We start from the raw sequence: 21,813 nt of genomic DNA, 5'->3' as shown, positions 1-21,813 counted from the left end.
TGGACGGCGATCGGTCGGCGTCGCGGCGGCTTCGAACATCCCCGGCGATTCCCGGGACGGCGTCCACTTCTGGTCGCGCTCGGCCTGATCGTCGGCTGCCTCGCGGGAACGGGCCCGGTGCCCGGGGCCTCGGCGGCCGGTTCCCCCGCTGGACCCGCCGCACCTGCTGGACCCGTTGGACCGTCCGTGGGCGCTGCCCCGGCCGATACGATCGGTCGCTCGGGAACGTATCTTACGGACAGTGATCGCCGGGTGGTCGTCCTGCATGGAATCACGGTGCCGGCCGGGGTGACGCCCACCGCCGGGGACATCGACACCTGGGTCGGCTTCGGATTTACCGGGGTGCGCCTGGCGGTCCCGATGGCCAGCGGCGGCCGCTTCCCGGCGACCTCCGGTGGGCCGGTCCTCGACGGTGCCGGCGCGGCGACCACGCCCGCCGACCCCGGACTCGACCAGGCCGCCGCCCTCACCCGCATGTTCACCGACCGCGGGTTGCGGGTCACGCTGCGGATCGTGCCCTCCTCGGCGGGCTACGTGCCCTCCGTCGCCGGCCTCGCCGCGGGGCTCGAACGGTTGGCGACGCGGTTCCGCGATGTGCCGGGCCTGCTCGGCTACGAGGTGCCCGATGGTGGTGGCGGCGGTGCGGGTCTCGTTGCGGCGGTGGCCGCGCATGACGGCGCGCACCTGCTGTGGCGGGAGCGGCCTGCCCCGTTCGACGCCGCATCGACGGTGGCGGTCAATGATCCGACCGGATACCTGGTCGGCTGGAAGGACGGGTCGGCGGTCAGTGTCCGCGGTCTCGTCGCCTCCGCCGACGCGTTCGGCCTGAGCTGGTTCTACGACGTCCCGAGCCCGACCGGGGGCACGGTGGGCACCGCCGCGCCCGTCGGGCTCGGCGGCGCCGAACGCCGGGCGCCCGCCCCGCCCGCGGACATCGTCCGCCCCTACCCCGTGGCCATCGCCGGGGTACCGGAGGTGTTGCGCTTCGACGCGTCGCGGGTGCTGACGGTGGCCTATCGGACCGCGCCGTCGGCCGGGCCGCCCCTCGCTGCCGGCACGGCGACCGCGATCAGCGTGCCGGCCTGGTCCTATCCGACGGGCTACCAGGTGCAGGTCACCGGGGCGCGGGTGACGTCCGCGCCCGGGGCGGGTCTGCTCTGCCTCGTCAGTGATCCCGGCGCCGCCCGGGTCGAGGTCCGGGTCTCTCCGGCGACCGGTCCCGCGGTGACTCCGCCGTCCGTCGCGGGTTCGGCCGGCTGCCGCGCGACGCCGGCGATCGTCCCGGCGGGAGGGCGGTCGCCGGGACCGGACGGTCCGCGGGTGGCGGCGTCCGGGGATGACGCCACGGAGGAGTACTCCGGGCCGCTGCTGTGGCTGCTGCCGTTGGTCGGTGCCGCCTTGGCGGCGCTGCTGCTCGGGGCCTTGCTGCGCCCGTGGCGCCGGCGCTCGGGCCCCGGCCCGGGGTGGTCCGCGGTCGAGCGGCCGACCATGGCGGACACCTCGGCCGGAGGAGACTGAGCCGGTGGGAACCCGCTTCTTTTACGACACCGAGTTCATCGAACGCGCCGACACCGGTCATCACTGGCTCGATCTGGTCAGCGTCGGAATCGTCAGCGAGGACGGCACACAGCGGTACTATGCCGTGTCGACCGAGTTCGACCCGTCGTGGGCTGTGCCCTGGGTCCGTCGCAACGTCCTCGACCAGCTGCCGTCGCCATCGGACGAGGCGTGGAAGCCGCGGGCCCGAATCCGCGACGAGGTCGCCGCGCTGTTGACCGCGGGCGGTGCCCCCGAGCTGTGGGCCTGGTACGGGGCCTATGACCACGTGGTGCTCTGCCAGCTCTTTGGCACGATGACCGCCCTGCCCGCCCAGCTGCCCCGCTTCACCCGGGACCTGCGTCAGCTGTGGGAGGAAGTGGGCCGGCCGGTTCTTCCCGCACCGCCGCCCAACGCCCACGATGCGCTCGCCGACGCCTTGCACAACCTCGCCCGGTGGCGGGTTCTCGCCCCGCTGCGCGCCCAGGTCGCCGCCGTGTCGAACCCATCCCGATGAGTCGATGACGTGGCCGTGGCGGCCTCGTCATTGCCACGCCACGTGACCGCGCTGTTGTCCTGAAGTGTGGCTCTCCCGCTACGCTGCCGCCGGAGAAAGCGGTGTACGGTCGACGAGAGGACTCGGGATGAGGATCGGCGTACTGACCGGCGGCGGCGACTGCCCGGGACTCAACGCGGTGATCCGGGCCGTCGTGCGCAAGGGAGAGAGCGTCTACGGCCACAGCTTTGTCGGGTACCGGGACGGCTGGCGAGGGCCGCTGACCGGCGAGACGGTCCCCTTGGACATCGCGGCCGTGCGGGGGATCCTCCCGCGTGGCGGCACGATCCTCGGCTCCAGCCGCACCAATCCCTACGCCGCCGTGGACGGGCCGGCGCTGGTGCGCGAGCACCTCGCCGCAGCCGAGGTGGACGCGCTCATCGCGATCGGCGGGGAGGACACCCTGGGGGTGGCCGCCCAACTACACGCCGAGGGACTGCCCGTGGTCGGAGTGCCCAAGACCATCGACAACGACCTCTCCGCGACGGACTACACCTTCGGTTTCGACACCGCGGTCAACATCGCCACGGAGGCGATCGACCGGCTGCACACCACCGCGGAAAGCCATCACCGGGTGTTGATCGTTGAGGTCATGGGCCGTCATGCCGGGTGGATCGCTCTGCACAGCGGCATGGCGGGGGGAGCCAACGTCATTCTCATCCCGGAGCGGCCGTTCGACTTCGACAAGGTGTGCGCCTTCGTCGAAGCCCGGTTCGCCACCCACTACGCGCCGATCATCGTCGCGGCCGAGGGTGCCGTCCCGATCACGGGTACCCTGGTCGCCAGGGAGGGTGAGGTCGATGCCTTCGGGCATGTCCGCCTGCAGGGCATCGGGGCGGTCCTGGAGACCGAGATCCGCGCCCGCACCGGTCGTGACGCGCGCGCGACGGTGCTCGGGCATCTGCAGCGCGGCGGCACGCCCACGGCCTTCGATCGATGGCTCGCGACGCGTTTCGGACTGCACGCCGTCGACGCCGTGCACGAAGGCGACTTCGGGGTGATGGTCGCCCTGCACGGCACCCGCATCGACCGGGTTCCGCTGCAGGATGCGACCCGCGAGCTCAAGACGGTGCCCGAGGAGCTCTACCACGAGGCCGAGATCTTCTTCGGCTGACCGGGGGAGGGGCGGGCCGTCGGGCCGGATCCGCTCCGGGAACCGATCCCGGTCCGGGAACCGATCCCGCTCCAGGATCTGATTTCGGTCCAGGATCCGGTCCCGATTCGGGAGCCAGGGCCGGGTGCCGAGTTCCGGGCGGATGCCTGTCCAAGGGAAGACGCCGATTCCCGGGAAGATGTCGGGCGATGGTGACCGCTCGAGCTCGACCTGGGCCGTACCCTGGTGTGGTGAGCGTACTGGATCTCTGGCGGACCCTTCCGGCCAAGCAGCAGCCGTCCTGGCCCGACCCGGCAGAGTTGAGAGCCGCCCATGACCAGCTTGCGGCCCTCCCCCCGCTGGTCACCGCGCCCGAGATCCGGTCCCTGACCGACCGTCTCGCGCTGGTCGCTCGGGGCGAGGCGTTCCTGTTGCAGGGCGGTGACTGCGCCGAGACCTTCGTGGCGAACACCGCCGACAAGATTCGGGACAAGGTCAAGACGCTGCTGCAGATGGCGGTCGTCCTCACCTATGGCGCGAGCACGCCGGTGGTGAAGGTCGCCCGCATCGCCGGGCAGTACGCCAAGCCGCGGTCCGCGGACATCGAGGCCAGCACCGGGCTGCCCTCCTACCGGGGCGACGCCGTCAACGACATCGCGCCCACGGCCGCCGCGCGGCAGCCCGATCCGATGCGGATGGTCGCCGCCTACCACCAGAGCGCAGTCGCGCTGAACCTCGTGCGGGCCTTCGCCACCGGAGGTTTCGCCGACCTGTCGAAGGTCCACGAGTGGAACAAGGCGTTCGTGCGGGATTCCGCGGCGGGTCGCCGCTACGAGGTGATGGCGACGGACATCGAGCGTGCCCTCGCCTTCATGGCCGCCTGCGGCATCGACCTCGATCGGACCGCCGCGCTGACCGGGGTCGAGCTGTTCACGAGTCACGAGGGCCTCCTGCTGGAGTACGAGCGTGCCCTGACCCGGATCGAGGACGCCACCGGCGACCCGTACGACCTGTCCGCCCACATGATCTGGATCGGCGAGCGGACCCGGGACCTCGACGGTGCCCACGTCGACCTGCTGTCCCGGGTGGGCAATCCGATCGGCTGCAAGATCGGGCCGAAGGCTGGCCCGGACGAGGTCCTCGAGCTTGCCGAGCGGCTCAACCCCGACCATGTCCCCGGCCGGCTCACCCTGATCTCCCGGATGGGGGCAAAGCGGGTCCGGGACACGCTGCCCCCGATCATCGAGAAGGTCAACGCCGCCGGGCCGCCAGTGGTGTGGTCGTGCGATCCGATGCACGGCAACACCCGTGACGTGGGCGGCGTCAAGACGCGCCACTTCGACGATGTCCTCGACGAGGTCTTCGGCTTCTTCGAGGTCCACAAGGCGTTGGGCACCCACCCCGGTGGCCTGCACATCGAGCTGACCGGGGAGAACGTCACCGAGTGCCTCGGTGGGGCCGAACTCATCGGGGAAGACGACCTCGGCGGCCGTTACGAGACCGCCTGCGACCCCCGTCTGAACACCGGGCAGGCGCTAGAACTGGCCTTCCTCGTCGCCGAGATGCTGCAGAACACGCGGGGAGAACGCGGCGCGCCGTGGCCCTCGTGAGCTGGACTTGTCTTCCGCACGTGCGTGCGTGCGATGAGCCAGCTGCTTGATCTCTTGTTCGGATCACGTCGGGGTGACCGCGATCGGTAGTGACGGGTCTGGGACTGTTCCTGGCTGTGACGGTCGCGATGGACTACGGGCCGCCGAGCGTCGAGAAGCCGCTCGGCGCGCTGCCCGTCGTGCGTGACTACCTGGCCCGCCTCGATGTCGCGGGCACGATCGACCGGCTCGCCCCGATGCGTGACAAGGTCAACCGGGCCAGCCACGGGCAGGTGATTGCCGCGCTGGTCGCCAACCGGCTGACCTCGCCGACCCCGCTGCTGCACGTCGAACGGTGGGCACGCCAGTGGGCGGTCGAGGAGATGTTCGGCCTCGCGCCGGACGTGTTGAACGACGACCGGGTCGGTCGGGCGCTGGACGCGCTCGCCCCGGTCTGCGAGGCCGTCGTCGGCTCGGTCGGCGCCGCGGCGATCACCGCGTTCGGCCTCGACGTGTCCCGGATCCACTGGGGCATGACGTCGATCTCGCTGCACGGCGCCTACCCCGAGGTCGACGGCGACTACGCGACCCCGAAGTACGGCCATCCCAAGGACCGCCGCCCCGACCTCAAAAGGTCCAGACCGGGCCCGCGGTCACCGGCGACGGCGGGATCCCGCTGGTCCACCGCGCCTACGACGGCGGCGCCGGTGAGGTCAGTCAGGTCTCCCAGGTCACCGCCGCGATACGCGCCCTGACCACGATCGCCGGCGAACGGCGGTTCCTGCTGGTCGGCGACAGCAAACTCGTCTCCTACCCCAACCTGACCGCGCTGACCTCCACGCCTGGGGTCACGTTCCTCGCGCCGGCACCGACGACGGCCGTGCCCGCGCAGGTCCTAGCCGCCCAGGACTGGGCCACCGCCACCCTCGTCGACCACGTCGCGGCGCGCGACCAGGACAAGCCGATCCACGCCCGGGCGACTTACCGGGCCCGCGAGGGCGTGACAACCCTGCGGGGGCCCCGCAAGACCGACGCGGCGGTCACCGTGCGCACGGTGTTCATCTGGTCGTCCGCGAACGACCAGGCCGCCAAAGCCGCCCGCGCACTCAAACTCGACCGCGCCCGCACCGACCTCGACACCCTCACCCGCGCCGCGGGCAGCCACCACCTCTACCGCACCGAAGCCGCGGTGAAAGCCCGCCTGACCCTGCTGGCGACGAAACACCGCGTCACCCGCTACCTCGTCGCCGCCACCAGCGTCGATCCGGACACCGGGAAACCGGCCCTGACCTGGCACTTCGACTCCGCCGCGCTCGACGCCGAGGCCGCCACCGACGGCTGGTACGCCCTGCTGACCAACCTGCCCGACACCATCGGCCCCGCCGAGGTACTCGCCCGCTACAAAGGCCAGGAAGTCGTCGAACGTCGCTACGGCGCGTTCAAGGGCCCGCTCGCGGTCGCAGGCCGCACCGTGGGCGGGGTGCTGGACGGGCCGTCTGTGGACGGGGCGGCCCCGTTTCGGATCCCGGGAAGCTGCGCCGGGATGGACGGGCCGGGGCAGCCTCTGTCTCAGAGCCTGGGCGGCACCCGACTGCCGAGGTCAACCGGCGCGACGCGGTGATCAGGAAGACCTCTGCTGCGGGCGTACAGATCGGCATCGGCAGGGCTGCGGAACTCCGGCTCACCGACGATGATCCGGACAACTCGGCCGTTCACGTCCAGCTCGACCACACCCCAGCCCGGATGTGGCGTCCGGATCGGGAGCGGTGGGGAGTGAGCGCCGTCAACGGCCGCTCCGACCGGCTCCCTCCCCACCCCGGCCACCACGCCCTGTCCGACTCCGGAACGCAGCACGGCGCTGGACGACGACCGGTCAGGGCTGGGCTGGTGGCCCTCGGCGGGCGTCCGGCCGGCGGCCCCGGGTTCGTTCGTGGGTCTGGTCACGTGGGCCCATGGCGAATAGATGCTTTCGTCATCTCCATGCATCTCTGAACAAGCGTCTCGATAAATGGGCGCGAGGTGAAGTCTCCCGGACCGCTTCTGCGGGTGGAGGCAGCATTGGGATCCCGACCGCCAGCTCAGTGTCCAAGATCGGGAAGTGGGTGGGACTAGCGGGTTATGACTCTGTAGAGAGTCCCCAGATTGCCGCGACACGAGCTCCACCCACAAGGTCACTGCACCGTCCCAGTACCGAACTTTCACTGAACTTGGCGGACCCAGACACCCATCCGCTTGCCGGGCTGCCCCCGGCTGCCAGACTCCAGGACATGGCGGAACTCGACGGCCACCCGGTCACCCCTGAGGCGCTCGCGGCGCTGGCCCTGACCAACCTCGGGCACTTCACCTCGATGCGCGTCGATGATGGCCGGGTACGGGGCCTGCCGCTGCACCTGAGCCGGCTGGTCCGTGACTGCCGCATCGTCTTTGCAGCCGACCTCGATCCGGAACACGTCCTGAAGCTGGTCCGTCACGCGGTCGGAGGCAGAACCGGCTCGCTCGTCGTCCGCGTCACCGTCTTCGACCCAGCACTGGAACTCGGGCACCCGGGTGCGACGGCCGCTCCACACATCCTGGTGACCACTCGACCGGTCGCGCCGACCGTGTTGCCGGCGCTACGCGTGAAGGCCTGCGTCTACTTGCGGGATCTTCCGATGGTGAAACACGTCGGCCTGTTCGGCTCTCTGTACCATCGCCGCGGTGCCCAACTCGACGGCTATGATGATGCGCTGTTCACCGATCCCACAGGAGTCGTCTCCGAAGGCGCCACCTGGAACGTCGGTTTCTTTGATGGCGACAACGTCATCTGGCCCAAAGCCGACGTCCTGCCTGGAGTAACCATGGGACTCCTGCAGCAGGTCGGCACTCACGTCACCGCCCCTGTTACCCTGGATATGCTCGGCAGCATGCAGGCGGCTTTTGCTACTAACACTTCGATCGGCGTCCGCCCGATCCACATGATTGATGGTGTGAACCTTCTCGACGACCATCCAATTCTACGGGAACTCCATGCCACCTATATCGCCATCCCCGGCGATTCCCTGGAGTAGGAAGCTCACGGATGGCTACCGTGATCCGCTGGACAGGACGAGAGATCCGGGCACTACGTCAGGCCAAACGGATGAGCCTGCAAGCATTCGCGGCACATATCGGCGTCAGCGAGCGCATGGTCTCGAAGTGGGAGGCCGGTAGCAACACCATCACCCCCCGGCCGGTCAATCAGGCAGCTCTCGACACCTCCCTCGCCTGCTCGCCGGCCTCCGTCCAGGAGCGTTTCGCACTCCTACTAACACCTCGACTTTCGTAGTTATGCGGCGGTGATCTCCCAGGCCAGTCGGAGGGTGTGGATTTCGGCTGGGGTGGGCTGTTCGGGGTGAGCGGGCTGGTATTTGGTGGCGATGAGGACGCGGCGGTGCTTGGCGAGCAGGTCGGCGGTCGAGGGCCGGGTCTTGGTGGTGTACCAGGGCGCGCGGGCGCGGTGCTCCGCGGCGTCGTCGTGGTGGTGGCCGGTGGTGAGGTACCAGGTGAAGGCGAGGGTCTGGCAGGTCAGGCCGAACGGGACGGCGCGTTGCGCGGCGGTGGCGAGCCGGTTGCGGGCCTGGCCGACGCCGACGAGTTGTTTGGCGTCTTCGATCGCGACCTCGTGTTCCCATCTTTGCCGGTAGGCCCCGGCCAGAGCGGTCGCGGTCGCCTCCCGCGGGTCACAGATCGTGGTGAGCAGGCCGGTGATCTCGTGTTTCCCGTCGCCCTCACGGTCGGGGACGTCGTACTCGACGAGGCGGGTGTAACGGGCTTTCGTCGGGTCCAGCGGCGCGCCGGCGCGGGCCGCGGTGACGAGGGTCTCCCGGGCCTTCCCGGTGACCTTCGGGTTGACCAGCACGGTCAGATAGGAACCGTCGGACAACGCGCGCAGCGGGGGCAGGCGCAGGGTGGCCTTGACCCGCCACAGCAGCGCCGCACCGGTGTCCGCCGCGGTGCACCAGTCCGCCCACGAGTAGAAGTTACGGTCCGCGAGCAGCAGCCAGTCCGAGGCCAGCCGCGGGTAGACAGTCCGGGCCAGTGCCTGCTCGCTGGCGGGTTTCGCCCCACCGGCCGGGCCGAACGCGGCCAGGACCGGCGCGTGCGAGGCGCACTCGGACACGGTCACCGCGCGGACCTTCGGCAGTACCCCTGGCGCGTCGACGCGGCCGGCCGGTAGGCCGAACGCGGCGATGTTCTCCTTCGAGGCGGGGGCATCCCATTCCAGCCCGTCGATGCTCATCAGCCGCCACCGGCTCAGGAACGCCCCGACCGTGTCCAGGTCCGCGACCGGCCCGGCGACCTGACCGAACAGTTCGGCCAGCGGCGCCGCACCGAGCCGCTGGCGGGCCTTGGTCAGCCCTGACGAGGTCGGTTCCCACCGCGGCCCCACCACGTCGAGATCGGTGAGCGTGGCGGCGAGCCGGCGGGCGACCGTCTCGTAGTCGTCGTCCGCGAACAACGCGAGCGCCATCACGAAATAGGCCACGACCTGCGGGGGGATCGTCGTGTCGGAGCGCCGGGCACCCGCCCCGGTCGCCTCGATCGCCTCATCGACCGCATCACGCGGGACGAACGACGTCAGGACCCCCAGAGAGATCCAGTCCGTCAGCTGGCTACCCGCAACCGCCTCACTGTCCGCCACACACCCCGATCATGCCGGCAACCAGACAGAACAGCCGGAACCGACACACCGACGACCATCAAGATCCAGTTAGTGGAAGCGGCATTGGGACCCGAGCCCGTGACGCGGGGGTCCTGGGAAGAGCGAGTACCACGGCTCGTCCTCCGGAGAAGGCCGATCAGACGGCCAACCGTAAGAAGCGCGGCAGCGCCGGAGGTCGCCCGGTCCGCCACGACGCCGCGCTCTATAAAGACCGCAACACCGTGGAGCGCGGCATCAGCAAGATCAAGGAATGGCGGGGTCTGGCCACCCGCTACGACAAGACACCCGAAAGCTACGCCGCAGGACTCCACCTGCGCGGATCCATCCTCTGGCTACGCAGCCTGCCAACCCCATGATCCAAACTCGGAACAGATTCTAGCGGGATCCCGGCGTCGGCGCCCCGTTCGGGGGGCTCTGCGGCGAGGGCGCGCCCACCGTGGTCGGCGTGACATCGGATGCGGTCGTGGCGGGGGTCGGGGTCGTGTCGTCTGTCGGGGTCGTGTCGTCTGTCGGGGTCGTGGCGGGGGTCGGGGTCGTGGCGGGGGTCGGGGTCGTGGCGGGGGTCGGGGTCGTGGCGGGGGTCGGGGTCGGGATGGTCGTTCCGCTCGTGGCACCACCCGGCGCCGGGCTCGGGGGCCCCGGCGAGCCGATGCCGGTGCCGGCAGGGGTGGGAGTGCCGGGGGTGGGAGTGCTGAGGGCGGGCGCGGCGGTGGCCCCGGTCGCCGTGGGCCGAGGTGCGGAGAGCAGCGGCGCCACGTAGGGCGGGGGGGTGAGGGCGTCACCGGTCGGCACGATCGGAGAGATCTGGCGGACGGGTGAGGGGGCCCGGACCGGCGCTGGTGCCCGCGGGCCGAGCCTGCGCCTGACGTCGTCGATGAGATCCAGAGCCGCATGCGCCGGTCCGACCGAGCCCACGGGAAGCGATCTCAGCAGGTTCTTCAGCCCGCGGGACTGCTCGGTGGTGAAGGCGTTCACCGTGGTCCAGGCGTCCGTGTCCCCGGCGGCGACCCGGGCCAGCAGTACCTGCGTGCCGGCGCGCACCTCGGCGATCCAGTCCCGCAGCAGCGCGTTGACCAGCTCGGGGTCGAGGCGGTCCCCGTTGCCGGGGCCGGGCGGGTCGCTCGGCGCGTCGGGGCCATCGGATTCGCCGGCGTCGCCGGAGACGGCGGGTGTGCGGGGACCGGGAGGCCACGTCCCCGCAGTGGGTGACACCGCAGCGGGTGACACCGCGATGGTCGGTGACACCGCGATGGTCGGTGGTGCGGCGGTCGCCGTGGGGTTCACCACCGGCACCCGCGGGCTCGTCTCCGGAGCGCCGGCACCGGTTTCCGGGGCGATCACCCCGCCGTCGTTCACCGTGATCGTGCGCAGTTCGCTCATCCGCAAGCCGGCCATGCCCAGCCGGGTCTTCGCCCGCTCGACCGGATCGCGGACCAGCGACACCTGGAGGTCTTCGACCTGTCGTTTGACGCCGTACAGGGTATCGCCGGGTAGCGAGTCCCCCGAGCTGACCGCGAGGGCCGCCGTGGTGACGGCGGCGGTGAGTGCTCCGGCCAGCAGCGGCCGGGCGGCCCGGGTCATCCTGCCCCGGCCGGAGACACCGCAGGCAGAGACACCGCGGGCACCGGTCCGGCGTACCCACCGCGCGTCGACCGGATCGTTTCCCGGCAGGTCAGGATCGACGCCCTCGGGAGGCGTGCGTGCGGGACGGGTTCTTGTGGGACGGGCCTCGGTCTCGTGGCCCTTCACGGAGGTGCCGGGGGAAACGGCGGCGGGGGAACGGACGGGATCGCATGCCGGGGAGCCGGTGACGGCGGCGAACAGCTGTCCGCGCAGGGCGGCGTGCCGTGCCGGATGCAGCCGCGGTGACGGCAGGTCCCGGAGGGCCGCCACGGTGTCGATCAGCCGCGCGTCGGTCTCGTCATACGGGGGGCGCTGTCCGTCCAGCAGGTCGGCGACCCGCTCGGCCCGCCGTCCACCGCCGGCCATGCCCCGCCACGACGACTCCCGCCACCACGACGACTCCCGCCACCACGACGTCGGCCGCCGCGGGCCGGCGGGCCACCGGCCACGACCACGCGCTGCCTTCACGCCGTCGTCCCCCCGGGGAAGCGGTCGCGGATCTTTCGCCCACCGCGCGATTCGTTGCACAATATGATCAACCTGGTGGAGGATGGCGGCTCAGCCGAGGGGGTCCCACGTTGTGTTGACGTGCACGGTACTTCCTTTTTCGATTTTGCTCCCGGCCTTGGCGGACTGCGATGTCACCCGGTCGCCCGGCCCGCCGATCCAGCCGATACGGTCAATCTTCAACCCCCGGCGCTGCAGGATGTTCTCGGCTTCCCGGTAGCTCTTCCCGACCACGTTCGGCACCGGGACCTGGATCCCGCTGCCGTCGCCCCCGGAACCGTCACCGTTGTCGAACCCGTCGGCCTCGGCTACGGTGAGGGTGACGGTGCCGCCGGGTGAGATCGGCTGCCCCACGTCGGGAGAGACCCCGAAGACCTCACCGGGCTGCACGGCGTCGTTCACGGCGTCGGTGCGCTGCACCACGAGGCCGATGTTCAGGCCGACGAGCTCGGCCTTGGCCTCCTCGAACGACTTGCCGATGATGTCGGCCGGCACCGGCTTCGTCGCGGGGCCCGTCGAAGTGATCACGACGACCTGGTCCTTCGGCTTGAGCGCGGTGCCGGCCCCGGGGTTCGTACCGATCACATGGCCCGCCGGCACCGTGTCACTGGACTGTGGGCTCAGGCCGCCGAGGGTCAGGTCCACTTCGGCCAGCCGGGCCTTGGCCTGGGTCTCGGTGAGGTTCGCCAGGTCCGGCACGCGCACCGTCGCGGGGCCGGAGCTCAGCCGCAGGGTGATGAGCGCGCCCTTGTCGACCTTCGATCCGTCCCGGGGATCCTGCTGGGCGACGTGGCCGACCGGTACCGTGGCGCTGGCGACCGGGTCGAGGTAGGTGAACTGGAAGCCGGCGTCGCGCAGCATTTTCTCGGCGTCGGATCTGCTCAGGTTCGTCAGCAGCGGGACCTCGGTCCCTCCGCCGGACAGGGAACGGAACGCGAGGATCCCGAGCAGCAGGACCAGGACGGCCATGCCACCGACGACGACCGGGATGAGCCCTCGGGAGCGTGGCGATGCGGCGGCCCGTCGCCGCCCGCGCCCGCCACCGCCCCCGAGATAGGCCGTGGCGGTCGGCGAGGGCGGGGAGGCGGATCGATAGAGCGCGCCGGTGCCTGGCTGGCCCGGCCCGGCACCGGCGAACGCGCGCTCCGCGGCGGCCCCCGGCCCGGCGCCCCGGGAGTCGTCGTAGTCCTCGGCCTGGAACGGCTGGGTGTACCCGGGCTCCTGGGGGTACCCGGGCTCCCGGGCCCCTGAAGGCCGCTCGGCCAACCCGATCCGTTCGATCTCGCCGGTGAACCCGCTCGGGTAGGCGTCCTGCGGGGGCAGGAACGGCTCGATGCGCCGCAGCTCCGCCAGCAGGGCCGCACCATCGACCGGCCGGCGCGCCGGGTCGCGGGCGGTGGCCCGGAGAACAAGACCGTCCAGCTCGGCGGGAATGCCCTCGATCATGGTGGACGGCGCCGGCACGTCGCCGTGGACCGACTGGTAGGCCACCGACATCGGGGTGGCGCCGCTGTGCGGGAGCTGCCCGGTCAGGGATTCGAAGAGCACCACACCGGCGGCGTAGACGTCGCTGCGGGTGTCGGCGACGCCGTGGGTGACCTGCTCGGGGGCGAGGTACCCGACAGTGCCCATCACCACGCCGCCGGTGAGTGCCTGGGTGGGCTGGCTCACCGGACGGGCGAGGCCGAAGTCCGCGACCTTCACCTGGCCGTCGTCACCGAGCAGGATGTTCTCGGGCTTGATGTCGCGGTGGATGATGCCGGCGGCATGCGCGGCGGCGAGGGCCTCGATCACGGGCTCGATGATCTCGATGGCCTCGGTGACCGGGAGCCGACCCCGGGCGCCCAGGTGCTGGCGCAGCGACCGGCCGCGCACCAGCTCCATCACCAGGTAGTTGACCAGACCGGCGGGGATGTGGTCGGAACCCTGGTCGAGGATGGAGACGACGCGCGGGGTGTTGAGCCGTGCCACGGCCTTGGCCTCGCGATGGAAACGGGTGACGAACTCCGGGTCGTGATTGAGAGTGGGATGCATGACCTTGAGGGCGACGAGCCGGTCCAGCCGGTTGTCGTGCGCGACGTACACCGTCGCCATCCCGCCGACGGCGAGCCGTTCCTGCGCCGTGTAGCGGCCGTCGAGAAGCCGACCTACGACGGGGTCGGCCACGGTGGCATCCACGAGGGAGAGTTTACGATCGTTGTCGAAGGATGCCGCTACCGAGCCCCGCGAGGTTAACCCGGATACGTCGTTCGAGCGAGAAGTACCTCGTCGCGCAGCATGGTGTCCACCGGGTGAAACCCGGGTGCCCACATTGAATCGGTTCTCAAGGCCGCGATGATCGTCGACGGGCGTGGATCAGTGTCGCAGATCGGCGTCGCAGATCGGCGTCGCGGCGGGACACCCGAAGCCGCGGCCAGGAAGCAGCGGTTACACTGTCGATTGCTCCGGGGAGCCCACGGACGTGGGCTGAGAGGCTGGCCAGTATCCCGTCGGCGACCCGTATACCCGATCGCGGTCATGCGCGCGTGGGGAGGATGAAAGATCGTGTCGCAGCACCCCCTACGTCCTGCCGGTTCCCGTCCCGGCGATTCTCCCCCCGACGGTTCCTGTCCCGATGGCCTCGCCGGTGGAGGTTCCGCCGTCGGCGGCGGGGGTGGTGGTGAGGCCGGACCCGGTGCCGCGGGGGCGGACGATCTCGTCATCGCCGGGCGGGCCTACGGCAGCCGGCTGCTGATCGGCACCGGGAAGTTCGCGAGTCACCGGGTGATGCGGGACAGCCTCGTCGCATCCGGTGCCACCATCGTCACCGTGGCGCTGCGCCGGGTCGACATCGGCCGGATCGGTGACGGCGACGTTCTCGACTTCATCCCGCCGTCGATGACCCTGCTGCCCAACACCTCGGGCGCGGTGGACGCGGCCGAGGCGCTGCGGCTGGCCCGCCTCGGGCGGGCGGCGACGGGCACCGGTCTGGTCAAGCTGGAGGTCACCCCGGATCCGCGCACCCTGGCGCCGGATCCGCTGGAGACCCTGCGCGCCGCCGAGCTCATGGTGGCCGACGGCTTCACGGTCCTGCCCTACTGTTCGGCCGACCCGGTGCTGGCCCGCCGGCTGGAGGAGGTCGGCTGCGCCACCGTGATGCCGCTGGGCAGCTGGATCGGCTCGAACCGCGGGCTGCGCACCCGGGACGCGATCGAGGCAATCGTGGCGAGCGCCGGGGTGCCGGTGGTCGTGGACGCCGGGCTCGGGGTGCCCTCGGACGCGGCCGAGGCGATGGAGATCGGCGCGGCCGCGGTGCTGGTCAACACCGCTATCGCGGTGGCCGCCGATCCGGCGCGCATGGCGCGGGCCTTCGCGCTCGCCACCGCCGCCGGCCGGTTGGGTTTCCTGGCCGGCCGAGGGGCTGCCGGCCCGGCCACGGTGGCGTCCGCCTCCTCCCCGCTCACCGGGTTCCTCGGCGCCCACCCGTCACCGGCGTCCCACCCGTCACCGGCGTCGCCCGTGCCCTCGGTGTCCCGGGCGACGTCCCCGGCTGCGGTGGTGGGCGAGGCGTCCAGGTGAGCGCCCCGCCAGGGGAGTTCGCGCGCGAACTTGCCGGTCACGACCTGGCCGGGCTGTCCGCGATGTCGCGGCGGGCCACGTCCGCCGAGGTGGACACGGTGCTGCGGCGGGTTCGGCCCGGATCCGGTGGGTCGGCCACCCCCCGGATCGGTCTCGCGGAGCTGGCGATCCTGCTCTCACCCGCGGCCACCGCCCGGTTGGAGGAGCTGGCGATTGCCGCCCGGGAGGCGACCCTGCTCCGGTTCGGTCGGGCGGTCCGGCTGTTCGCCCCGATGTACGTGTCGAACGCCTGCCTGTCGTCCTGCACCTACTGCGGCTTCGCCAAGGGCCTGCCGGTGGTGCGCCGCACGCTGGACCTTGAGGAGGTGGTGGCGGAGGGACGCCTGCTGGTCGACCGGGGGTTCCGTCATCTGCTGCTCGTCTCCGGCGAGCATCGCGTCGAGGTATCGGCCGACTACCTCGTCGCGGTGGTCGAGCGGCTACGGCCGATGTTCCCCTCGATCAGCATCGAGACCCAGACCTGGTCGGACGACACCTATGCCCGGCTGGTGCGTGCCGGGTTGGAGGGAGTCGTCCATTACCAGGAGACCTACGACCGGGCCCGCTACGCCGAGGTGCACGTCGCCGGCTGGAAGCGTGACTACGACCGGCGGCTGTCCTCGTTCGAACGGGCCGCGCGGGCCGGGGTGCGCCGGCTCGGGATCGGCGCGCTGCTCGGGCTCGCCCCGGACTGGCGCGCTGACGTGCTCGCGCTGGCCGCGCACGCCTCCTTTCTCTCCCGTCGCTACTGGCGGACCGAGGTCTCGATCGCGCTGCCGCGCATCAAGCCGAGTGCCAGCGGGTTCCCGCCGGTCGTCGTCGTTGACGACGCGGAGTTCGTCCAGGCGTACGCGGCCCTGCGCCTGTTCGAGCCGGACCTCGCGCTGTCGCTGTCGACCCGGGAGCCGGCGGTGCTGCGCGACGGGCTCGTCCGCATCGCCGTGACCACCATGAGCGCCGGCTCCTCCACCGAACCCGGCGGCTACACCACGCCCGGCACGGCCCAGGAACAGTTCTCGATCTCCGACGAGCGTTCGCCGGCACAGATCGCCGCGATGCTCGCCGAAGCCGGGTACGAGCCGGTGTGGAAGGACGCCTTTCCGCTTGTCGACCCGGTGCGGTGACGGCGGCCCGGCGTCGCGGGTCGTCGATAGTCTGCTCGAATGCAGCGAATAGTCGTCGTGGGCGCGGGAATGGCGGGGGGCCGGGCCGCCGCCGAGGTGCGCGCGCGTGGTTTCGCGGGAGAGGTGATCCTGCTCGGGGCGGAGCCGCACCGGCCCTACGATCGTCCGCCGCTGTCCAAGGCGGTGCTCTCCGGCCGCATCGACGACACGACGTTGCCCTTCGACCTCGACGGGGTCGAGGTGCGCCTCGGACGGCGGGCGACGGGCCTGCGACCGGGCACTGTGGAGACCGACGCGGGGCCGCTGGACTACGACGGCCTGGTGCTGGCGACGGGAGCCGACCCGGTAACCCTGCCGGGCGACGGCCCACAGCGGGTCCTGCGTTCCATTGACGACGCCCGGGATCTGCGTGGCGCCCTGCGTCCCGGCGTCCGGCTCGTCATCGTTGGTGCCGGCTGGATCGGCGCGGAGGTCGCCACGGCGGCGGCAGCGATCGGTGCCGAGGTCACCGTCGTGGAGGCAGCCGCCTCGCCGCTGTTCGCCGCGCTCGGCGCGCAGGTGGGCCGGTGCACGATCGCGTGGTACGCCCGGGCCGGGGTTACCCTGCGCCTGGCCACGGCCGTGGAGCGGGTCACCCCCGACGGGCTGGTGCTGGCTGGCGGTGAGGAGCTGATTGCGGACGAGGTTGTCGTCGGCGTCGGGGTGCGGCCCGGCACCGCCTGGCTCGCCGGTTCCGGGCTCGCCCTCGACCGGGGAGTCGTGGTTGACGAGCATCTCGCCGCCCGGTGGACCCATGGTGCCGACGGTGCCGACGGCGACCGGCCGCCGGTGGTCGCGGTCGGTGACTGTGCTGCTTGGTGGTCGCGTCGCTACGGTCGGCGGCTGCGGGTCGAGCACTGGGACTGCGCCCAGCAGTCGCCCGCGGTCGCGGTCAGCACGCTGCTCGGCGGGGAGGCCGTCTATGACCCGGTGCCCTACTTCTGGTCGGAACAGTTCGGCCGCATGGTGCAGTTCGCGGGACTCCCTTCGGCAGAGGCTGCCCCGGTGTTCCGGGGCGATCCGGGCGTCGTCGTGCCGCCCGACGGCGGGCGTCCGTCTGGCTGGTCGGCCGGGTGGTTCGCCCCGGACGGCCGTCTCGAGGCGCTGGTCACTGTGGGGCGCCCGATGGACATGGTCGCCGGTCGCCGGTTGATGGCGGCCGACGGTATCCCGGATCGGGAGCGTTTCGCCGATATCTCCGTGTCGATGAAGGAACTGGCCGCGGCAAGTCGATGACGCCCGGTGACGACCCGGTGTTCCCGGTGCTCCGGATTTTCCAGGCGTTCCAGGCGTTCCAGGCGTTCCGATCGGCCGGACGGCGGGATTTCTGGATATCAGGATCATTGGTACTCTTGCCCGGCATTGCGTTATGTATGCATCCTTGTGTAAATCTTTGCGCGGATCTTTATTTGGATCTTTGTTTGATGACCCCAATCGCCGGAACGTCGGGAACAGTCACTAGAGTGCGGAGACGTGCCTCGCATTCACCTGGTGTCGAACCTGGCCGGTGTGAACGCGCTCGGCGACCATTTGCGGGCAGCGGGTCTCGGCCCGACCTCGGCACGGTCGGCCGACGCGCTTCTCGTGCTCATCGACCGTCCGCTCGACCACGTCGAGCAGGAGTTGCTGGACCGGGCCCGGCAGACCGTCCCGGTCCTGCTCGCCGGGCCGACCATGCGGGCGCTGCCGCCGGGAAGTCCGCTCATCGAGGCGTCCGGTTTCATCCCGGGGCGGACCACCGCGCCCTACGACCTGCGGTTGACCGTCGGGCCGCAGGGCGGCGCGGTCATGGCCCGGTCCGCGGACTTCCGCCCCCGGGAGAGCTGGATCATCCCCGACAAGATTGCCGACGACGTGGAGCGGCTGCTCCTGGTCCGGCACGAGATGGGCGAGCATCCCGTCTGCACCTGGCGGCCCTCCACGGGCCTCGGCATATTCACCCTGGGTACCGGTCCCGCCGTGCTCGCCGATCCCGCCTACCAGCGGCTCGTGGGACGTTGGCTGCGGCACTGCCTCGGCGTGCTCGACGCCGCGCCGGCCAGGGTCGGGCTGCTGGGCACCCCGGACATCACCGGGACGCACCACTCGGCGGTGGACGCGACCGAGGGCCTGGAACTCGCCGCCCTCTGCGACGGCGGTGCCGGCCGGCTCCCGGCGCACGCGGCGGGTCGCCCGCCGCGCCGCGTCGACGACCCGGACGACCTGGTCAACGATCCGGATCTCGGGGTCGTCATCGTGGCCACACCGACCCACACCCGTCTCGAATGGGCTGGTCGTGCGCTGGAGGCCGGCAAGCACGTCGTCGTGCACGCCCCGCTCTGCCTGTCGACCCCGGACGCCGACCAGCTCGCGGAGCTCGCGGAGGCCCGGTCCCTGGTGCTCGCGGTGTATCCGGAGGGTCGGGACGACCCGGGCTACCGGGCGGTCCGCGCCGCCGTGCACCGCGGCGCCGTCGGCGAGCCGCTGCGGCTGGACGCCCACCGGGGCGGCTTCCGCCGGCCAGCCGGCACCTGGCACGACGACGAGCGGATCAGTGGTGGGCAGCTCCATGATCGGGGCAGCGCCTGCGTTGACCAGATCCTCGCCCTCGTTGACGAGCCCGTCGAATGGGTCAGCGCGTCCACCGTCAAGCGGGTCTGGCACCACGTCAGCAACGCTGACCACAGCCGGCTGCTGCTGCGTTTCGCGAGTGGGGCCGAGGCGCAGGTCACGGTCTCCGATCTGACGGTGGCCCGGCGCCCGCGGTTCGAGGTGCTCGGGTCCACCGGCTCGCTGATCCTGGACGGGGCTTTCCGGGACGGCGGGGCTTTCCGGGACGGGGAGGGGAAGCTGGTGCCGCGGTTGGGACGGCACGCCGGTCGTCGGTCCGAGGTCGAGGCCGAGGCCGAGATACTCGAGGCGGAGGCGGGGTCGCTCGTGCTGATCACCCATGACGGGGTGCGCAGCCACATCCCGCTGGCACCCACCTCGGGCAGTACGTTTCACCGGGACCTGGCGGACTGTCTCGTCTCGGGCTGGCCGCTGTCCGGCTACGGCGTGCAGACCGCCCGTCCGGTGGTCGCGGTGTTGGAGGCGGCGGTGCGCTCGGCGGCCGCGGGCGGCGCCCAGGTGGCTGCGCTCTGACCCGTTCCGGCCGGACCGTCCCGGCCGGAAACCGCCTGGTCATCCCCTCGCCGAGGGGCGCGGCCAACGTCCGCGGCCGCGCCGGCACCATACGACGCCATCGAGACTTAGGTGTTTACTCTTGACCATGGACTGGCTGACCCTGCCTGACGTCGCCGATCAGCTGCAGGTTCCCGTGACCCGTGTCCGGCAGATGGTGCGCGACCGGACGCTACTGGCCCGGCGGGAGGGGGGCGTCCTGCGGGTGCCTGCCGATTTCATCCGGGACGGCGCCGTCGTCAAGGGGCTGCCCGGCTTGCTCACGGTGCTGGCCGACGCGGGGTTCACCGATGAGGATGCGCTCGACTGGATCTTCCGGGAGGATCCGAGTCTGCCGGGCACCCCCATGCAGGCACTTATCGAGAACCGTGGCAAGGAGGTCAAACGGCGGGCCCAGGCGTCGGCCTTCTAGCCCCGGCCCGGTCCCGGCCGTACCCACCGCCCGCACGGCGGGCGCTGCTCCCGTAGGGTCGAAAAATGGTCGATCGTCCGCCGCACTTGCACCCGCGTGCGCACCCGGAGCCGCTCGCCCGGGCGCGGGTCGTCGTCAATGGTGCGCCGCGGGGCATCCCGGGTGGCCAGCCGCTGCCCGACCTGCTCGCCGAGCTGGGCCTGCCGTCTGGTTCGGTGGTGGTCGAGCACAATGGCGTGGCTCTGACGCCGTCCGAGATTCCCGCCGTCCGGCTCGCCGACGGCGACATTTTGGAGATCGTGCGTGCTGTCGCCGGAGGTTGAGGGATCGTCGCCGCGCGCCGGTGGGCCAGCCCGGGCGGACCGGTTGCGGCGGCTGGCCGACGCCCGCCTGTACCTGTGCACGCCGCGTCGGGCCGAGTTCGACGCCTTCCTGAGCGCCGTGGTCGGCACGCCCGAGGCCCCCGGGGTCGATCTGATCCAGCTCCGGGAGAAGGGGCTCGAATGGGACGAGGAGCTCGGCGGGCTGCGGCGGGTGCAGGCCGCCGCCGGCGCCAGGGGAGTGCTGGTCAGCGCGAATGACCGCGCCGACCTCGCCGCCTTCGCCGGGGTCGACATCCTGCACGTCGGTCAGGGCGACATCCCGCCGCGGTTTGCCCGGCGCCTGGTGGGCCCGGACGTGCTGATCGGACAGTCGACGCACGATCCCGACCAGTTCCTCGCGGCGCTCGCCGACCCCGACGTCGACTACGTGTGCGTGGGGCCGGTGCACGCCACGCCCACCAAGGAGGGCCGGCCGCCGGTCGGCCTGGGTCTGCCCCGGCTGGCCGCGCGGCACGCTCCTCCGTTCGCTCCGGGCGTGAAGCCGTGGTTCGTCACCGGTGGCGTCGGTCCGGATACCCTGGATCAGATTCTTGCGACGGGAGCGCGCCGCGTGGTGGTCGTGCGGGGCCTCACCGGGGTCGAGGATCCGGCCGCGAGCGCTGTTGCCCTCGCTCAGCGTCTGAGAGCTGTCTGAGAGTTGTCGATGCGCCGTCCGAGCCGCCGATGCGCCATCTGAGCTACCTCGCGGTCCTGGCGGGATGCCTGCTCGGAACGGCGCCGCTTGAGGTGTTTCTGGGCACCCGGGTGTACGCCCGGCCGGTTCGGCTGCTGCTGACCCTCGCCCCCGTCATCGTGATCTTCGTTGTCTGGGACCTGTTCGCCGTCTCCGCGGGGCACTGGAGCTTCGACCGGCGCCGCATCACCGGGATCCTGCTTCCGGGGGGCCTTCCCCTGGAGGAGCTGCTGTTCTTCGCCGTGGTGCCGATGTGCGCGATCCTGACGCTGGAGGCCGTGCGCGCGGTGCGGGGCTGGGACGTCGGCGACGAGCCCGCCCATCCGAGCGCGACGCGTTCCGATGGGACTCCCGATGGTGATCGGCCGTGAGCTACACGGCCCTGGCGGTCGTCGGGGTCGCGTTGGCGATCGCGATGGACCTGTGGGTCCTGCGGACCCGGCTGCTGACCCGGCGGGTTTTCTGGACTTCCTATGCGATCATCGCGTTGTTCCAGTTGATCTCCAATGGGATCCTCACCGGGTTCGGCATCGTCGTCTACGACCCCCGCCGGATCCTCGGCCCGCGGATCGCGCACGCTCCGGTCGAGGATCTGCTGTTCGGCTTCGCGCTGGTGACCCAGACGTTGGCATGGTGGGTCTGGTGGGGGCGCCGGCTGCGGGGCGGGCCGCCCGGCAGGCCTCGCAGCCGGCGGACCGGGGAGAGCCGGGAGGCCAGCGACAACGGCGACAACGGCGACAACGGGGTCAATGGGGAGAATCGGGGCATCCCGTCTCGACCCGAGGGCCGAGAGAGATCTCGGCGTACTTCGTGACGGAAACGAGCGAATTGGTCCCCT

At 71.4% G+C, this 21,813-nt stretch carries 20 protein-coding genes, 2 pseudogenes and 1 riboswitch; of the genes and pseudogenes, 18 read left to right on the top strand and 4 right to left on the bottom strand.

Annotation, left to right across the window (positions count from 1 at the left end; genetic code table 11):
• Positions 1-252: 252 nt before the first annotated feature.
• The 6 genes from FRANCCI3_RS15515 (at position 253) to FRANCCI3_RS28235 (ending at position 6,395) form a co-directional block, all read left to right on the top strand.
• Positions 253-1,518, top strand: a complete 1,266-nt coding sequence (locus tag FRANCCI3_RS15515; protein ID WP_108913565.1) for a hypothetical protein — start codon at positions 253-255, stop codon at positions 1,516-1,518.
• A gap of 4 nt (positions 1,519-1,522) precedes the next feature.
• Complete coding sequence (locus tag FRANCCI3_RS15510; RefSeq protein ID WP_011437471.1) at positions 1,523-2,053, top strand: polyadenylate-specific 3'-exoribonuclease AS; 531 nt, start codon at positions 1,523-1,525, stop codon at positions 2,051-2,053.
• Between the two features lie 127 nt (positions 2,054-2,180).
• Positions 2,181-3,206 (top strand): 6-phosphofructokinase, encoded by a 1,026-nt coding sequence (locus FRANCCI3_RS15505; RefSeq protein ID WP_011437470.1) that lies wholly within the window; start codon positions 2,181-2,183, stop codon positions 3,204-3,206.
• Between the two features lie 188 nt (positions 3,207-3,394).
• Positions 3,395-4,795: a class II 3-deoxy-7-phosphoheptulonate synthase gene (locus FRANCCI3_RS15500; RefSeq protein ID WP_011437469.1), complete on the top strand. Its 1,401-nt coding sequence runs from the start codon at positions 3,395-3,397 to the stop codon at positions 4,793-4,795.
• An 89-nt stretch (positions 4,796-4,884) separates the two neighbouring features.
• Complete coding sequence (locus FRANCCI3_RS28240) at positions 4,885-5,529, top strand: DUF4277 domain-containing protein (RefSeq protein ID WP_235187024.1); 645 nt, start codon at positions 4,885-4,887, stop codon at positions 5,527-5,529.
• 125 nt (positions 5,530-5,654) lie between these two features.
• Entirely contained in the window at positions 5,655-6,395 is a 741-nt protein-coding gene (locus FRANCCI3_RS28235; RefSeq protein WP_236701473.1) for a hypothetical protein, read from the top strand.
• On the opposite strand, the gene FRANCCI3_RS15490 is transcribed toward FRANCCI3_RS28235, so the two are convergent.
• Positions 6,344-6,718: a hypothetical protein gene (locus tag FRANCCI3_RS15490; protein ID WP_035731665.1), complete on the bottom strand. Its 375-nt coding sequence runs from the start codon at positions 6,716-6,718 to the stop codon at positions 6,344-6,346. The genes FRANCCI3_RS28235 and FRANCCI3_RS15490 overlap by 52 nt on opposite strands.
• A gap of 323 nt (positions 6,719-7,041) precedes the next feature.
• Here FRANCCI3_RS15490 and FRANCCI3_RS15485 point away from each other — a divergent pair, with 323 nt between their 5' ends.
• Both FRANCCI3_RS15485 and FRANCCI3_RS24775 read left to right on the top strand, forming a co-directional pair.
• A complete protein-coding gene (locus FRANCCI3_RS15485) occupies positions 7,042-7,821 on the top strand; it encodes an aminotransferase class IV family protein (RefSeq protein ID WP_011437467.1) in 780 nt (259 codons plus the stop codon).
• Between the two features lie 11 nt (positions 7,822-7,832).
• Positions 7,833-8,078, top strand: coding sequence for a helix-turn-helix domain-containing protein (locus tag FRANCCI3_RS24775; RefSeq protein ID WP_011437466.1), 246 nt, complete (start codon positions 7,833-7,835; stop codon positions 8,076-8,078).
• Here FRANCCI3_RS24775 and FRANCCI3_RS15480 read toward each other — a convergent pair whose 3' ends face one another.
• A complete protein-coding gene (locus tag FRANCCI3_RS15480) occupies positions 8,079-9,434 on the bottom strand; it encodes an IS4 family transposase (RefSeq protein WP_011437465.1) in 1,356 nt (451 codons plus the stop codon). It lies immediately after the preceding gene.
• A 134-nt stretch (positions 9,435-9,568) separates the two neighbouring features.
• On the opposite strand from FRANCCI3_RS15480, the pseudogene FRANCCI3_RS25690 reads away from it, so the two are divergent.
• Positions 9,569-9,811: pseudogene (locus tag FRANCCI3_RS25690) on the top strand (IS5/IS1182 family transposase); the annotation flags it as partial.
• A gap of 19 nt (positions 9,812-9,830) precedes the next feature.
• On the opposite strand, the gene FRANCCI3_RS15470 reads toward FRANCCI3_RS25690, so the two are convergent.
• Positions 9,831-11,546: a DUF5667 domain-containing protein gene (locus FRANCCI3_RS15470; RefSeq protein ID WP_011437463.1), complete on the bottom strand. Its 1,716-nt coding sequence runs from the start codon at positions 11,544-11,546 to the stop codon at positions 9,831-9,833.
• A gap of 90 nt (positions 11,547-11,636) precedes the next feature.
• Positions 11,637-13,751, bottom strand: coding sequence for a Stk1 family PASTA domain-containing Ser/Thr kinase (pknB, locus tag FRANCCI3_RS15465; protein WP_236701474.1), 2,115 nt, complete (start codon positions 13,749-13,751; stop codon positions 11,637-11,639).
• Positions 13,752-14,020: 269 nt separating this feature from the next.
• Positions 14,021-14,134: riboswitch (TPP riboswitch) on the top strand.
• Between pknB and FRANCCI3_RS15460 the strand changes: the two genes are divergently transcribed.
• From FRANCCI3_RS15460 to FRANCCI3_RS29130, 9 genes and pseudogenes are all read left to right on the top strand, one after another.
• The gene (locus FRANCCI3_RS15460; RefSeq protein ID WP_011437461.1) at positions 14,130-15,143 is read left to right on the top strand and encodes a thiazole synthase; all 1,014 of its coding nucleotides are present in this window, start codon (positions 14,130-14,132) and stop codon (positions 15,141-15,143) included. (Overlaps the previous riboswitch by 5 nt.)
• Positions 15,140-16,306, top strand: coding sequence for a 2-iminoacetate synthase ThiH (thiH, locus tag FRANCCI3_RS15455; RefSeq protein WP_011437460.1), 1,167 nt, complete (start codon positions 15,140-15,142; stop codon positions 16,304-16,306). The genes FRANCCI3_RS15460 and thiH overlap by 4 nt, the downstream gene beginning before the upstream one ends.
• A gap of 39 nt (positions 16,307-16,345) precedes the next feature.
• Positions 16,346-17,581, top strand: coding sequence for an NAD(P)/FAD-dependent oxidoreductase (locus tag FRANCCI3_RS15450; protein WP_011437459.1), 1,236 nt, complete (start codon positions 16,346-16,348; stop codon positions 17,579-17,581).
• Between the two features lie 237 nt (positions 17,582-17,818).
• On the top strand, positions 17,819-19,468 hold the full coding sequence (locus FRANCCI3_RS15445) for a Gfo/Idh/MocA family protein (protein ID WP_011437458.1): 1,650 nt from the start codon (positions 17,819-17,821) through the stop codon (positions 19,466-19,468).
• Positions 19,469-19,595: 127 nt separating this feature from the next.
• Positions 19,596-19,919 (top strand): Rv2175c family DNA-binding protein, encoded by a 324-nt coding sequence (locus FRANCCI3_RS15440; protein ID WP_023841271.1) that lies wholly within the window; start codon positions 19,596-19,598, stop codon positions 19,917-19,919.
• Positions 19,920-19,984: 65 nt separating this feature from the next.
• Complete coding sequence (gene thiS, locus FRANCCI3_RS15435) at positions 19,985-20,242, top strand: sulfur carrier protein ThiS (RefSeq protein WP_011437456.1); 258 nt, start codon at positions 19,985-19,987, stop codon at positions 20,240-20,242.
• Positions 20,223-20,936, top strand: a complete 714-nt coding sequence (locus tag FRANCCI3_RS15430) for a thiamine phosphate synthase (protein ID WP_011437455.1) — start codon at positions 20,223-20,225, stop codon at positions 20,934-20,936. The genes thiS and FRANCCI3_RS15430 overlap by 20 nt, the downstream gene beginning before the upstream one ends.
• 29 nt (positions 20,937-20,965) lie before the next feature.
• On the top strand, positions 20,966-21,346 hold the full coding sequence (locus tag FRANCCI3_RS15425) for a lycopene cyclase domain-containing protein (protein ID WP_011437454.1): 381 nt from the start codon (positions 20,966-20,968) through the stop codon (positions 21,344-21,346).
• Positions 21,343-21,630: pseudogene (locus FRANCCI3_RS29130) on the top strand (lycopene cyclase domain-containing protein); the annotation flags it as partial. The gene FRANCCI3_RS15425 and the pseudogene FRANCCI3_RS29130, both read left to right, overlap by 4 nt.
• Positions 21,631-21,813 lie beyond the last annotated feature (183 nt).

The sequence above is a fragment of the Frankia casuarinae genome (assembly GCF_000013345.1).
GTDB lineage: Bacteria > Actinomycetota > Actinomycetes > Frankiales > Frankiaceae > Frankia > Frankia casuarinae.
Note: the sequence above shows the minus strand (reverse complement) of the source record. Positions and strands in the feature narration are given on the sequence as shown.